Annotated in this window: 12 protein-coding genes; 9 read left to right on the top strand and 3 right to left on the bottom strand. The window is 56.2% G+C overall.

Going from position 1 to position 14,813, the window contains the following annotated elements; genetic code table 11:
• The first annotated feature begins 30 nt into the window (after nt 1-30).
• From D7M11_RS16455 to D7M11_RS16440, 4 genes are all read left to right on the top strand, one after another.
• Entirely contained in the window at nt 31-1,089 is a 1,059-nt protein-coding gene (locus D7M11_RS16455; RefSeq protein WP_120748333.1) for an amidohydrolase family protein, read from the top strand.
• A gap of 123 nt (nt 1,090-1,212) precedes the next feature.
• Nucleotides 1,213-1,569 (top strand): Rieske (2Fe-2S) protein, encoded by a 357-nt coding sequence (locus D7M11_RS16450; protein ID WP_120748332.1) that lies wholly within the window; start codon nt 1,213-1,215, stop codon nt 1,567-1,569.
• 22 nt (nt 1,570-1,591) lie between these two features.
• Nucleotides 1,592-2,680 carry a MupG family TIM beta-alpha barrel fold protein gene (locus tag D7M11_RS16445; RefSeq protein WP_120748331.1) on the top strand — a complete coding sequence of 363 codons (1,089 nt, stop codon included), beginning with the start codon at nt 1,592-1,594 and terminating at the stop codon, nt 2,678-2,680.
• Nucleotides 2,681-3,112: 432 nt separating this feature from the next.
• Nucleotides 3,113-4,723 carry a hypothetical protein gene (locus D7M11_RS16440; RefSeq protein WP_120748330.1) on the top strand — a complete coding sequence of 537 codons (1,611 nt, stop codon included), beginning with the start codon at nt 3,113-3,115 and terminating at the stop codon, nt 4,721-4,723.
• A 27-nt stretch (nt 4,724-4,750) separates the two neighbouring features.
• Here the strand turns inward: D7M11_RS16440 and D7M11_RS16435 are convergent, their stop codons facing one another.
• Nucleotides 4,751-5,059, bottom strand: coding sequence for a hypothetical protein (locus D7M11_RS16435; protein WP_120748329.1), 309 nt, complete (start codon nt 5,057-5,059; stop codon nt 4,751-4,753).
• A gap of 62 nt (nt 5,060-5,121) precedes the next feature.
• On the opposite strand from D7M11_RS16435, the gene infC reads away from it, so the two are divergent.
• Entirely contained in the window at nt 5,122-5,595 is a 474-nt protein-coding gene (gene infC, locus D7M11_RS16430; protein ID WP_120748328.1) for a translation initiation factor IF-3, read from the top strand.
• A gap of 101 nt (nt 5,596-5,696) precedes the next feature.
• Here the strand turns inward: infC and D7M11_RS16425 are convergent, their stop codons facing one another.
• The gene (locus tag D7M11_RS16425) at nt 5,697-6,605 is read right to left on the bottom strand and encodes a DUF4097 family beta strand repeat-containing protein (RefSeq protein ID WP_158606659.1); all 909 of its coding nucleotides are present in this window, start codon (nt 6,603-6,605) and stop codon (nt 5,697-5,699) included.
• A 953-nt stretch (nt 6,606-7,558) separates the two neighbouring features.
• Here D7M11_RS16425 and D7M11_RS16420 point away from each other — a divergent pair.
• Together D7M11_RS16420 and D7M11_RS16415 are read left to right on the top strand one after the other, a co-directional pair.
• Nucleotides 7,559-8,881: a replication-associated recombination protein A gene (locus tag D7M11_RS16420; RefSeq protein WP_120748326.1), complete on the top strand. Its 1,323-nt coding sequence runs from the start codon at nt 7,559-7,561 to the stop codon at nt 8,879-8,881.
• Nucleotides 8,882-9,163: 282 nt separating this feature from the next.
• Nucleotides 9,164-10,513, top strand: coding sequence for an Nramp family divalent metal transporter (locus D7M11_RS16415; protein ID WP_120748325.1), 1,350 nt, complete (start codon nt 9,164-9,166; stop codon nt 10,511-10,513).
• 436 nt (nt 10,514-10,949) lie between these two features.
• Here the strand turns inward: D7M11_RS16415 and D7M11_RS16410 are convergent, their stop codons facing one another.
• On the bottom strand, nt 10,950-12,020 hold the full coding sequence (locus tag D7M11_RS16410) for a branched-chain amino acid aminotransferase (protein ID WP_120748324.1): 1,071 nt from the start codon (nt 12,018-12,020) through the stop codon (nt 10,950-10,952).
• A gap of 187 nt (nt 12,021-12,207) precedes the next feature.
• Here D7M11_RS16410 and D7M11_RS16405 point away from each other — a divergent pair, with 187 nt between their 5' ends.
• Entirely contained in the window at nt 12,208-13,098 is an 891-nt protein-coding gene (locus D7M11_RS16405) for a LysR family transcriptional regulator (RefSeq protein WP_120748323.1), read from the top strand.
• A gap of 200 nt (nt 13,099-13,298) precedes the next feature.
• On the top strand, nt 13,299-14,660 hold the full coding sequence (locus D7M11_RS16400) for an ABC transporter substrate-binding protein (RefSeq protein ID WP_120748322.1): 1,362 nt from the start codon (nt 13,299-13,301) through the stop codon (nt 14,658-14,660).
• The last annotated feature ends 153 nt before the right edge of the window (nt 14,661-14,813 follow it).

Raw genomic sequence — 14,813 nt, 5'->3', positions numbered from 1 at the left:
GGAGCCCCCAAACCTGAGGAGGAGCTTCCCGTGTCCGAATCTTTCAGAGTGATCGACGTAGATGTCCATAACGAACAGAACGATTCCGCATTCGTCCCTTACTTGCCCGAGCCGTGGAAAAGCAGAGTGGCGGCCAGCGGCATCGGGATGGCGGGCTCCGGCTATTACTCGCCGGTGGGCGTCCTGCGAAGAGATTCCGTTCCGCCGGGCGGCGGCAAAGCCGGCTCGGACCCGGAATTTATGCTGAAGCAGCTCGTTGAAGCGTATAACATGGACTATGCGATACTGACCGGCGTCATTTATAACATTTCCGCCACCCACGATGCGGACTTCGCGGCTGCGATCTGCTCGGCGTACAACGACTATTTGATCGCCGAGTGGCTCAGCAAAAGCAGCAAGTTCAAGGGGGCGATGGCGGTCGCCACGCAGGACCCGTATCTCGCTGCGCGCGAAATCGACCGGATCGGCGGCCATCCCGATATCGTCGAGGTCATCATCTCCAGCGCGGCGCGGATGCCGCTCGGCCAGCGCTACTATCACCCGATCTATGAGGCGTGCGAGCGAAACGGCTTGCCGCTGGCGATTCATCCGGGCGCGGAAGGGGCGGGGAGCTCGACTCCCCCGACCGCCGCGGGTTACCCGTCCCGGTATATCGAATGGCATACGTGCTTGTCGCAAATGTTCATGACCCATCTCGTCAGCATGGTATGCGAGGGCGTTTTCGTCAAATACCCGAATCTGAAGGTCGTGCTGACCGAAGGCGGCATCGCCTGGCTGCCGGGCCTCATGTGGCGGCTGGACAAAAACTACAAGGCGCTGCGCTCCACGGTTCCGTGGCTGACCCGGCTGCCGAGCGAATATATTCGCGAGCACTGCTATTTGTCGACGCAGCCGATCGAGGAGCCGGACGATCCGCAGCATCTGGTCGACCTGTTCAATATGATCGACGCCGAAAATATATTGATGTTTTCCAGCGATTACCCGCATTGGGACTTCGATGCGCCGACGCAAATTTTGCGCAAGCTGAAGCCGGAGGCGAAGCGTAAAATTTTTGCGGAAAACGCGAGGGCGCTGTATAAGCTGCCGTAACCGATTCCCCCGAAAGCGATGAGAGCCTCTGTAGCTTAAATCCGTTCCTTTCGGGGGAGCCCCCGGCTTCGAAGCTTAGGGCTCCACTTGGCGGGGTAAAAGAAAGGCGGGAGATGAGAAGCCATGCCGGTTCATTACGTGATGAAAACAAGCGACATTCCGGAGGGCGGACGCGCGATTGCGAATGTGGAAGGCCGGGAGATCGGCATATACCGGATCGACGGGCAATATTACGCCCTTCATAACTACTGTCCCCATCTGGGCGCGCCGCTTTGCGTCGGCGCGGTTTGCGGCACGAACCTGCCCTCGGACGTTTACGAGTACGAATACGGCCGGGGCGGCGAAATCGTTCGTTGTCCGTGGCACGGCTGGGAGTTTGACATCAAGACGGGCAAGTCGCTGTTCAGCGACAAAGTGAGAACCCGCAGCTACAAGGTGGAAGTGCAGGACGGAAACATCGGCATCGTAATCGGAAGCTGAACCATTAGGAGGCGGCAACAGTTTGACTGAACTTGGACAATCGATTTATCCCACGCTTGGCATAACGGATGCCGAGCGGCATCTGGACGAAGCGATCCGCCTCTCCTGCCGCCATCTGTTCACCTCGCTCCACTTGCCCGAGGCCCAGGTGGAGGGTTGGCAGGAGGTGCGGAGGCTGCTGGAGCGGGCGGCGAACGCCGGGATGAGCATCGCCGCCGATGTGAGCCGGGCGTCGCTTGCCGAGTTCGGAGCGGACCCGGAGAACATGGCGCCGCTGGCGAGGCTCGGCATCGAGACGCTCCGGCTCGATCACGGCTTTACTATGGAAGAAACGGTGCGGATCATTCGCGCCGGCGGCTTTACGTTCCAGATCAACGCCGGTGCGATGAACCGGGACGAGGTGCAGCGGCTGGAGAAGGAAGGCATACCGCTCGAGCGGCTCATTGCTATCCACAATTTTTATCCCCGGCGGGAAACCGGCGTGTCGCTCGACTTTTACCGGCGGCAAAACCGGATGTTCCGGGAGTACGGGATGAAAACGGGCGGTTTCCTTCCTTCGCTTAAGGAGCCGCGTGCTCCGCTCTTCGAGGGGTTGCCGACGGTAGAGGCGCATCGCCGAATGCGGACCGCCGAGGCGGCCGCGGAGCTTGCGGCGGAGGGGCTCGCCGATATCGTGTACTTCGGCGATCCGGCTCCGTCTGAGGAAGATTGGCGGGTGGCGCAGCAGGCTGTCTCCGGCCTTATCGAGCTGCGGGTGCAGTGGTTGGAGCCACTGCAGGAGCCACTGCTCCCGCTCCTGAGCACCGTGCATACGAATCCATGGGACGGCGCGGAGCAAGTGATCCGGACGCCGCTCGGCCGGCCGTTCGTGCGGGAGCACAGCTTCGATCCCGTGCCGCGTTATACGCACGAGCGGCCGGTCGGTACGGTGACGATGGACAATTCGCGCTACATCCGCTATTTCGGCGAGGTGCAAGTTACGCGAACCGATCTGCCCGCCGATGAGCGGGTGAATGTGCTCGGACGGGTTATCCCGGAGGACCGGCCGCTGCTTCGGCAGATCGGCTCGGGCACGAAGTACAGATTCGTTTCCGTTAAAGGCCATTCATAAATATGAGAAAAAGCTGCCGATGCTGGTGTGGTGTCGGGCAGCTTTTTGGCGTGTATAGAAGTTTTGTAAGTCTAGTAGAGTGGCGCGTTTCTGCGCAGATCCACGTTTAAACGAATCCGGTTTCCCGAAAATTCCCATTTAGTTCTTGACGTATAGAAGGAGCCGTCATAAATTAAATTCAGCAGCTGCTCGAAAGCCGTTCTGACACGATGCAGCAGGAAGGTTTCGAGCCGGATGCCCCGGCCACAAGAGCGGAAGCGGTTGTGCTGCTGCTGCGTATGTCCAAACTTATTTTTTCGTATTAAGGGTGAGAAGGTCCGGCAGGCTGAAGAGCTGCCGGGCTTTTTTCTATGATGTAACTGCTGCACACAACTTTGCCATGCTTCCGTCGTCTACATAATGGAAGAGACTACCAGCGGTAGGGAGGCGACGATGAAGAGACAATGGTTTGCTACGATTGCGTTAGCTTCGCTGCCTGTCCTGGCGGCCGGGTTTGGCGGCAGCAGCTATACCGCTTTGGATGTAAAAGCTGCCGTGGTATCCTCTGAATCGGGTATTCGGGGCGTTTTCGGCTTGAAAAGCCCGGCAGTTTTGGCCGGGAATGGTATCGGCTCGCCTGCGCGTGACGAACAGGAAGGGGCCTATGCGGCTGAACGCACGGATTGGAAGCCACTTGGCTTGCAGAGTCTGAACGTGCAGAGCGTAAGCCGGTCAAACGGATTTCGCCTTGTATTCGACGGGCCCGGTCAGCCGTTCGTCAAGGAGTCTTTTGCCTGGGATGGCAGCGAGTCTATGGTGCATATTGTTCGCCGGTACGAAAACGTGACAGAGGACGGTTCGGTTTCCGTTTACCGGCAGGACGCCGTTATCGTTCGGCCCGATTCGCGGCAGATTCGCGTCGTTCCGCTTATAAACGCGACGATTCGGGATGTGTATTCGGTCGATTCGATAGCAGGGCCAGCCGGATTCGCTCCCGATGGCCGGCTTGTCGTCGTTGCGGTTGTTGCGGATTCGAGCGATGATTCGGCATTCCGTTACCGGATCGAAGCGGTCGATTTGGTGTCAGGCGCCTCCGAAGTGCTGCTCGATCGGGTGCCGGACGATGTCAGTCCGGATTTTTTTGCAGCGAGATGGTTGGGGGGGAACGGAAGCGTACTTCTTATCAACAGCTACAGGGACGGAAAATTGTGGCGCGCCGATTTATCCGGCAAGTCCGTCCGATTCATCGAAGGCCGTTTTTCCCATGCGTGGCCGCTGTTCCATATTGTTCCTTCGCCAAGCGGAGATCGATTCTGGTACGAGAACCGGCTGTATGACTTGAATGGTCGAGTGGTGGCGGAGGCGAAGCACGAGGGGGGCATGGAGCAGCATCCCGCTTACATCTGGAACCCGGAAGGGACGTATACGGTGTATATGTACACCGACAATGAGAATGAGGAAGCGGTCCTTGTGCAGGAGGACGGACTTCGTATCATCGCTCCGCAAAACCTGCATGTCATGGACCGGGACGGTAAAACGGTCGCGAAGATCGCGACCGGGGCGGAGCAGGGAATGTATGCCGATGTAATCGGCTGGCTCGAGCAGCCGGACGCGGCCATTGTGGCGTATTACCGGCTGGGGCGGTGTGAAGGAAGCGAACCCCGGAAGACGGCGGCCGCCTACAAGCTGCTCGACATGAAGAGCCGTACGCTGCGGGAGCTGCAGCGAGTGACGAGCCTCGCCGAGCTGAATGATCCGGTATGGGTCACGCCGCAACAGGTTATCGTTCCGCCGACCGCCGCCATCCTTGCTCTGGAGCGGGAGAGCGGCCTGTTCTGGAGCTTCGAGCAGCCGGTTGCGCCCGTCCCCGGCTGGACGAAGGAAGCGCCGCTCTGGATCTCATTGGATCGGAACGGCAGCGATTCGGCGCTATATCAGTACGATGACGCATCGAAATCGCTGCGGACTGTCACACCGGGGCATGTGCTTTACCGGCCTGTGTTTAACGGGCGCTGGCTTTTTGAAGAAGGGGATGCGGAGTATTTCGCTTTGTCCGGGCTTTAGCTGCCGGGCGAGGCTTGCCTCGGACAACTACTTCCGCAGTTTGGCGATATGCTCGGTTACGACGAAGGACAGCTCTTCGTTGCCGAACAACGACAACACGCCAAGCACCGTATCATGCGGAATGTCGCCGGCTTCTTCCTTCGGAACGACTAGCTCGAGCGTTTGCTGCAAAACCGGATTGTCCTGCTGGTCCGGGTAAGCCTGCTTGTATAGCTCCTCCGGATTCAGGTCGTGGTTGACGCACCACTGGGCGAATACAAGAATCATCATATGCTCATCGCGCTCGTAATTGCGGATGATCTCTTCTTCCATCTCACGGCTGTTCCTATAGCTCATTGAATATTCCCCTTCGAACGCGTAATATGGAACATTATAAGCGAATGTGCTGGGGGAGAACAATGATCCTTAATGAGAAAATAAAAGCTTCCGAAGTGGAGCTCACCGGAGTAAACGGCGAAAGCCTCGGGATCGTGCCGACGAAGGAGGCGCTCGCCCTGGCGAAAAAGCTCAAGGTCGATCTCGTCTGCACCTCGCTGATGAGCAGTCCTCCGCCGTGCAAGCTGACAGCGGCAGGGGCGGCGAAGCAGGAAGCGCAGCAAGACGCCAAGCGGGAACGGGCGCCGAAGGTGAAGGAGCTGCGCCTTACGCCGCAGATCGAGGAACACGATCTGGCGACCAAAACCGATCAAGCGGCGCGGCTGCTGAAATCGGGAGATGCGGTGCTGTTTGTCGTACGTATTCAAGGCAAGGAAGGCGCAAAGGCGAAGGAACTGCTCGAATCGCTGCTGAAAGAGCTGAAGCCGCTGGGACGGCCGACAACGGGCATTCAGCTTAGCGGCAAGCAGGCTCAGGTGCAGCTCAATCCGCTTTGAGTTGGGAAATCCGCAAAAAATAACCTTGCCCGCCCATCCCGCCGCGAAGCTGTCTTCGTCAGGAGGAGGGGTGCCAGGCAAGGTTTTTGCGCGTGTACCGGTCAGTCCATTTTGAAGTTGCCGGAACCTGTCGTTACTTTCAGTTTCGTTTCTCCGGCGCCGAACGAACCTTTCAGCATATTGCCGTCTTTTCCTTTATCCTCATAGCGGAAGCCGTCCCATTTGATTTTGCCGTTTCCCGAACCGCCCCGGTAATCGACTGCTAGCGACTTCGGCTCACGGTCCAGCGTCACCGTCACATTGCCGCTTCCGGTGGAAAGATCGGCGTCATGAAGCAGTTCGTCAACCTCAAGCCGAATGTTGCCCGAGGTTGCATCGCCCTTCAGCTTCGCTTCCCCGTCCTTCAAGCTCACATCGCCGCTGCTCGTATGGAATTTGAGCGAGTCGGCTTTGAAATCGGCAGCTTTTATGTTGCCCGAGCTTGTGCTCAGCTCCATTTCGGCCGCTTTGCTTGCCGTCAGCTTAATATTGCCGCTGCTGGCTTTTGCTTCGATCGATTTGCTGTCCACCTTTTCAACGGAAATATTGCCGCTGCTCACCTTCGCCTGAATCTCGTTCCACTGCTTCTCGGGAACCTCGACGGTTATCGATACGTTGGAGTAATGGAAGCCGAACTGAAAACCAGTAGGCTGATCGATGCCGAGCTCAAGCGTATCGCCCTTCGTTTTCGCCTTCAGATCGATTTTGCTGGCGATCTTGCTGCTTGCTTTGCCCTGCACCCTTACGTTAATTTGCGCCGAATTGCCGCGGATCACGTTGATGTCCGAGCTCGACACATCGACCTCTACGTTTTTGAGGCTTGAGGCTTCAAACGATTTCTCGATAAAAACTTCCTTCGTGCCGAAGAACGGCAAGCCCGACATAAACCCTTCGTCCGAATTCCAGACGGATAGTCCGAACCATATGAGTACGCCGATCAGTACGACGCCGATCAATCCTGATTTTTTCACTTCCATAATTCCTCCTAATGGCGTGTGCGTTGTTGATGTTAGTGTAACATCATAAGGAAGGATACGGAAACGGACCGGCGGCGGAACCTCGTTCAAGACTTTAGGCCAGTTTGGTTTGGGTCGCGGGTACGGATGAACGATGGTGCTGATCCATCTGCTGATTGGCATTACGATTATTTTGATTGTGAAGCTTTCGTTCGATCGTCATGCCGATTTATAAGTTATTGCTGTAAGCACTTGCTTAAGCTATGGGGATGTAAGGCGCTTTTGCCCCGCGCCTCCTGAGGAAGTGCGAAGGGCAAACCTATGTGTTATAATGAAGAAAAAGAACGTATGTTCTTTTTTTGGCGAAATCATTGGCGGTGGCAGCGGAGAAACCAGTTGTCGAGTAAAAGGATTCCTGTGCGAAGACGAAGATACGCCATTTTATTTCTGTTTATTTAACCGCTTTAGCCTTTTGGCTCGAACGGAGCCTTCGAGGAAGAGATGATGACGAGTCTTGATAATCGGAGAGCCCTTGCCTTTAGTTACGGGGAATCGTCACGTTGTACGCTGTTCGAAGGATCGGCGCAAAGTGTTAACGGTTCGGTAAAACGGCATATAGAGCTGCAAAAGGAGCGTTGACGATGTTGATAGCCGCGATTCCATTGAACCGAGAAGCCCCTCACTTTAGCTATGGGGTGTCATCACCTCATTTTGTCGCTTCTCGCTACGTTTTATGCATCGATAGCCTTTACCGAAGTGAACTATGTGCGGCGCAGCCGTCCGTGTGCATTCGCATACCGATCGTTCCGTTTGATCCAAACGCGCCTATGTTGCTATAATGGAGGAAGAACAAGGCACGAAGCCGTCATCGCCCTGGTGACGGCTTTTGCCGCATCCGCATCGTTCGCGCCTGCCGGTTAAATACGCGGTCTGTTCGATAGGTTAAAGATACAAGGTGGGAGAAGCCGGTGGACTTATTCACATACGATAACGATAAGAAAACGGAAGGACGGCTGCTGGCCGACCGCATCCGGCCGAGAACGCTGGACGAATACGTCGGGCAGGAGCATATCGTCGGTCCGGGCAAGCTGCTGCGCCGGGCGATCGAGGCGGACCAGGTGAGCTCGATATTGCTGTATGGCCCTCCCGGTACGGGAAAGACGACGCTTGCCGGTATTATATCAAACGCGACGAACGGGGAATTTGTCAGGCTCAATGCGGTGGACGCCTCGGTCAAGGATGTGCGCGACGTCATCGAGCAGGCGAAGGCGAACAAGGCCATGTACGGCAAAAAGACGATCTTGTTCCTCGACGAGGTGCACCGGTTCAATTCGTCCCGTCAAGATGCGCTGCTTCCTTCCGTCGAGCAGGGCATTATTACACTGATCGGCGCGACGACGGAAAACCCGTTTCATCATGTAAACGGGGCGCTGCTGTCCCGCTCCACGCTGTTCGAGCTGAAGGCTTTGACGCGCGAGCACTCGCTTATGGCGATGAAGCGGGCTTTGGCGGATCGCGAGCGCGGACTCGGCTTCATGCAGATCGAAGCGGCCGAAGAAGCGTTGCAGCATATCGCCAGCATGGCGAACGGAGACATACGTCGGTCGCTTAACGCGCTGGAACTAGCGGCGCTTACGACGGCGCCGGGGGCCGATGGTACGGTACGCATTACGCTGGACGTTGCCGAGGAATCGATCCGCAAGCCGACGATTAAGGCTGACGAGTCGACGCAGTACGACGTGTTGTCTGCGTTTCACAAAAGTGTGCGCGGGTCGAGTGACGCCGCCCTGTACTGGTTTCTGTACGCCGTCGAGCGGCTCGGCATGGACCCGATGACGTTTCTGCGAAGGCTGATCGTGGCGTGCAGTGAAGACATCGGGCTGGCCAACCCGCAGGCGATGGTGCAGGCGGTGACGGCGATGGACGCCTATCACAAAATTGGCTGGCCGGAGGCGAAGTATAATATTGCGCAGGCGATATTGTTTGCGGTCGAGAGCCCGAAGTCGAACTCGATCCCGATCGCCATCATGAACGTCATGCAGTCGTTCGAGCGGACGAAATCGGCGGACGTGCCGCTGCACTTGCGCGACACGCATTACAAGGGCGCCACCCAGCTCGGCCATGCCGGGTATAAATACCCGCATGATTACCCCGGTCACTATGTCGACCAGCAATACGTGCCCGATGCGATCCGCGGCGAGCGTTTTTTCGAAGCGTCGGATCAGGGGACGGAGCAGAAAATGAAGCAAAATCAGCAGCAGCGACGCCGGAGCGCCGAACGGGATCACTAACCCGGATCGGCGTTTTTTCTTTGCCGGAATGAAGGGCGCGGCGGAACGATCGAAGCGGCTCTTTGCCCTACTGCCGACGCTTCGTCCGGCTTGCGACGGTCGGACAAACTCCAAAAAGTTTTCCTTGACAAAGAAAGTTGCGCGAGTACAATTTATATCATGAAGAACAACTTTACGGGCAAACGAATAGGATGCTGAACCAGCTTTTTCTTTTTCCTAAAAGTTGCATTAGGCAAACTTAGTTTGTCCCCTACAATAAATTGATAAATCGGGTGATACGATATGAGTGATTCTAATTCAAACGTACAGCTGGCTCCCGACGACGGCTGGAGAATGGCCCGGGCGCGGCCTTCGCTGCCCGAGGTGCACGGCAGTCTCCGGATTCCGAAAACGGGCTCCTGGCTCAAAAAGTTTCTCGCCTTCGTAGGTCCCGGCTATTTGGTAGCCGTCGGTTACATGGACCCCGGCAACTGGGCGACGGATATCGCCGGCGGCTCGATGTTCGGCTATACGCTGCTCTCCGTTATTCTGCTTTCGAACTTGATGGCGATGCTGCTGCAAGCCTTGTCCGGCAAGCTCGGTATCGTCACGGGCCGGGACTTGGCGCAAGCGTGCCGGGATCATTACAGCAAGCCAGTCGCCTTTACATTATGGATTTTGTGCGAGCTGGCGATCGCGGCCTGTGATTTGGCCGAAGTCATCGGGTCGGCCATAGCGCTGAATTTGCTTTTCGCCATTCCGATCATAGTCGGGGTTGTCATTACAGCGGTGGACGTTCTTGTTGTGCTGCTGCTTCAGAATAAAGGCTTTCGTTTTATGGAGACGCTGGTCGTCGTGCTGATCGTTACGATCGGCGGCTGCTTCCTCGCCGAAATGTTCTTGGCGAAGCCCGATGCAGGAGGCATTATGCGGGGGTTCGTCCCGACGACCGAGATCGTCACCAATCCAGCGATGCTGTACATCGCCATAGGCATTCTCGGCGCGACGGTCATGCCGCACAATCTGTACCTGCACTCGTCGATCGTGCAGACGAGACAGATCGAGCCGACCCGGCAGGGCAAGAAGCAGGCCATTAGATTCGCTACATGGGATTCGAGCATCGCCTTGTTCTTCGCTTTGTTCATCAATGCCGCCATCCTGATCATATCGGCCGCCACGTTCCACAAAGCGGGGCTCACCGAGGTAGCCGATATTAACGACGCCTACCATCTGCTGACACCGCTGCTCGGAACGACGATCGGCAGTATCCTGTTCGGCGTCGCGCTGCTCGCTTCGGGTCAAAACTCGACGCTGACGGGCACGCTGGCGGGACAGATCGTCATGGAAGGCTTCATGAACATTCGCCTCGCTCCGTGGCTGCGCCGGCTGATTACGCGGCTGATCGCGATCATCCCGGCCGTTATCGTCACTGCGATCGCCGGGGAGAAAGGGACGACCGATTTGCTCATCCTGAGCCAGGTCATTTTGTCGCTCCAGCTCTCGTTTGCGGTGGTGCCGCTGATCCAGTTTACGAACGATAAGAAGAAGATGGGCGAGTTCGCCAACCGGCTGTGGCTGAAAATCGTTGCATGGGCCGTTGCCGCCGTCATTATCTGCCTGAATGCCTACTTGCTGTACAGCACTTTTTTCTAAGATCCTGACGTCCCTTTGGGGCTAGCCCCTTTTTCGGTGGGAATGATACTGCGACGACTGAACCAGCGGACACTGGCGGAAGCAGTAGATGTCGGCGTCAGGAGTGAGTTGGTTTAGGATAAGAGTCTTTAAAGCGTCTTATCTTATCTTTACTTGGGCCGTGCGCAGGCATAGCAGTCTTTTGAGACGCTTATTTCGTGACGAAATCGCTATTGGAGGCGATATACACGGGGGATAAGAGGCTCAAAAGCACTCTATTTTTCCAAAAACCCTAGTGTCCGGGGAGATAGGAGTCTCAAAAGGCTTCTATTAACCGCCTGCCTATGGCGGTAGGCGGGACAACACAAAAAGGCTGGACAGAAAACTTTACGTTTTCTCCCCCAGCCTTTTTATTTTGGGAACTTATGGGACAGTCCCTTTTGCATAACAGTCCGGCTTATTCGCCGATCGTCACGTTCCAGCCGAACGTATCCGGAACGGTACCGTTTTGGATGCCGGTAATCGTATCGTATATTTTTTGCGCCAGTTCGCCGATCTTGCCGTCGTTAATGACCATCGTATGTTCGTTCCAATGCAGCTGGCCGACCGGGGAAATAACGGCCGCCGTACCGGTGCCGAACGCTTCCTCCAGCTTGCCTTCCAGCGATGCCGTATAAATTTCTTCGATCGAAATTTTGCGCTCCGATACCGGCACGCCCCATGTTTTCAGCAGGTGCAGAACGGAATCCCGCGTGATGCCGGCCAAAATGCTGCCGTTCAGCTCCGGCGTTACCACTTCCCCGCCGATTTTGAAGAACATGTTCATGCTGCCGACTTCTTCGATGTACTTATGCTCTTTGCCGTCAAGCCAAAGCACCTGAGCGTAGCCGCCTTCTTTCGCTTCTTCCTGCGCTTTGATGCTGGACGCATAGTTGCCTGCCGTTTTGGCGAAGCCCGTACCGCCGCGTACGGCGCGCACGTATTCGCTCTCGACGTTGATTTTGACCGGATGAATGCCTTCCTTGTAGTAGGCGCCGACCGGCGACAAAATAATCGCGAACAAATACTGCTTCGACGCTCTTACGCCGAGACAAGGCTCGGTTGCGAAAATGTACGGACGAATGTAAAGCGACGTGCCTTCTGTCGAAGGGACCCAGTCCTGTTCGACTTCCACGAGCGCTTTGACGTACTCGACGAACGCGTCTTCATCAAGAGCGGGAATGCTCAGGCGTTCGTTCGATACGTTCAGCCGCTGCGCGTTTTTGTTCGGGCGGAACAGCATGACTTTGCCTTCCTTCGTCCGGAACGCCTTCAGGCCTTCGAAGATCGCCTGGCCGTAATGGAACACCATAGCGGCCGGGTCGAGCGTAAACGGACCGTAAGGGACGATGCGGGGATCGTGCCAGCCTTGGCCTTCGGTGTAGTCGAGCAGGAACATGTGATCCGTAAACGTTCTGCCGAACTCCAGTTTGCTGGCGTCGGGTTTTTCCTTGAGGGACAAGTTTTGCTCAAATCGAATGCTGCTCATTTCGTGTTCACTCCCTGATCGAATTTCGAATTGGATGCCGATTGTATCGCTATGATGCGGCAAATCATTGAAGCCCGCGATCTATGGTTCCTATTATAAATGTATTTGTATCATTGAACAATCCAATCGTTTCTATTATTATTATAGACACTACCAATAATTTACTGCGGATAGCGGAGGGAAACGTATGGAACTTAGGCATCTCGAATATTTCGTGACGATGTGCCAGGAGCTCCATTTTACCCGGGCCTCGGAGAAGCTGGGCATTTCGCAGCCTACGCTTAGCCAGCAAATACGCGCGCTGGAGCAGGAAACGGGGACGCTGCTGTTCAACCGCGTCGGCAAAAAAGTCATCGTCACCGAAGCCGGCAAAATATTGTACCGGCACTGCCTGCGCATGTTTGACGAGCTGGGACAGGCTCAGTCGGCGATCCGGGAGCTGAAGGGGCTGGGTCAAGGGGAGATCCGCATCGGCTGCGCCGGGAATCATATGCTCATATCGCCGATTTTATCGTTTCACCGTATGTACCCGGGCATTACGATTAATGCGGCCGAGCTCAGCACAGAGGAGACGAGACAGGGGCTGCTCGACAACCGGCTCGATCTCGGGCTCGTTTTTTTGCCGGTCGAAGGGGAACAGCTCGAGAGCATCCCGCTTTATACCGAGAGGCTTTGTCTGGCCGTACCCGAGGGGCATGAGCTCGCAGACGCGGGGGAGGTCGCTCTCGGCAGCCTCCGGCTTGTGCCGATGGCGCTGCTGCCGTCCAAATTTCTCGTGCGGCAGCTGATCGACAGGGCGACGAAGACGCTCGGCTTCCACTTTCAGCCGGTGATGGAGATGACTACGCTGGATTCGCTGCTCGAGCTGGTGTTGAGCGGCATCGCGCTGACGATATTGCCGGAGACGTATTTGAGCGGCATCCGGCAGAAGCGGATGCGCAGCGTATTGATCATCGATCCGACACCGCAGCGTGTGGTCGGCATCGTGCATCGAAACGACATGTTTATGTCCTCGGCTGCTCGCGCGTTTATCGAAAATCTGCGGCAAACGATGGACGAGGGAGAAGAACGTGCCTAGCGCTGCGGAGCGGCGAAGCAAGGCCGCTAAAACAGATCAAGAGCCTGCGGGGCCAGAAGCCGCGGGCTTTTTATCTTTGTGTTCGGGATTGTATCCTCTCGTAACGGGGCGGGCGATCAAGTGAGTATTGCCTGTGAAAAGGGTTTCATGCCAGTATCGGACTGAAGAGCGAAGCCAAGACGATAAGGGGTGCATGGAACATGAACAAATGGGCATGGAGTACAAAAGGGGCGGCATGGATCGCCATCGCTGCGGTAAGCATGACGATGCTCGCGGCATGCGGCGCGGACAAAACGGATAGCGGCGACAAAAAGGGAACGGAGCCTGCGGCACAGCCGAAGGTCGAAGAGAAAAAGCCGATCGAGCTCGTCTTTTATTCCTCCTCCGGCGATTTCGACGAACCGGCCTTCATGGAGACGTTCGGCAACAAGATCAAAGCGAAATTCCCGTACATTACGCCGAAATTCATTCCTTATAATGCAACTAACCGGATGGACAAGATGGTGGCCTCCGGGGAAACAATCGATATCGTCTATTACTCGATCGGCGCCAGCACTGAGCTGCTTGAATATAAGCTGTATCAGGACATTTCCGATCTGATCGCGAAGAACAAGTACGATTTGAACCGCCTGGAGCCGGCTGTGCTCGACGCCCAGAAAAAATTGGCCGGCGGCGCGATCTACGGCTTGCCCGTCTTCAACAATACGATGTCGCTGTTCTACAATAAAGATTTGTTCGACAAGTTCGGCGTCAAATATCCGAAGGACGGCATGACGTGGGAGGAACTGGCCGACCTCGCCAAGTCGCTCTCGCGCACCGACGGCGGCGTGTCGTACAAAGGCTTGACGATGTCGCCGACAGCGGCGATGGTGCTGAATCAGGCGGGCATCCATTATATCGACCCGGTGACGAACAAGTCGACGTTTACGACCGACGCGTTCAAGAAGCAGTTCGAGCTGCTGACGAGCTTTGCCAAAATTCCGGGCAACGGGCTGGATGCCAAGACGGTCCCGCTGGCGGCGCAAATCGCCTTGTTCAACAAGGACAAGCTGGCTGCCATGCACCTGCACTTCAGCGTATATGGCCTGACCCAGTTCAAGGATACGCTCAATTGGGACGTCGCCTCTTATCCGGTGATGAAGGATAAGCCTGGCGTAGGCGCGCAGCCGTACCCGACGTACTTCTACATTACGAAAAACAGCAAGCTGCGGGACGATGCGTTCGACGTGATCGCCTACTTGTCCTCGAACGAATTCCAGGAGCATCTGGCCAAAAGAGGCATGCTGCCGATACTCAAAGACCGTGACGCGATCATGAAGCAGTTCGGCTCGGAAGTCGCTTATCTGAAAAACAAAAACATCAACGCGCTGCTGCCGAAGACGTACACCCCGTCCGGCTACGCCTCGGCGAACCAACTGATCGCGCAGAACATCGTCGTCGCCAAATTCCAGGCGGCCTACAGCGCCGTCGCACTGGGCGAGAAGGACGTCAATACCGCGCTGCGCGAGGCGGAGGAGGCGTCGAACAAAGAAATCGATGCGCTGCTCGCCACGAAAAAATAATCTGCTTCGCCGGCCCTAGCCGCCGGACAGCCCCAAGCCCGCAATCGATCGGTTGCGGGCTTTTTGCCGGGCAAATATAAGCATTGTGCCCCCGGCTCGTTGCAGGTAAGATAATAGACAAGAAGCGAATTGACCCGATCGAATGGATGCGCT

The sequence above is a fragment of the Paenibacillus ginsengarvi genome (assembly GCF_003626695.1).
GTDB classification, from domain to species: domain Bacteria; phylum Bacillota; class Bacilli; order Paenibacillales; family NBRC-103111; genus Paenibacillus_AB; species Paenibacillus_AB ginsengarvi.
This window is presented reverse-complemented; position numbering and strand designations above follow the sequence as displayed.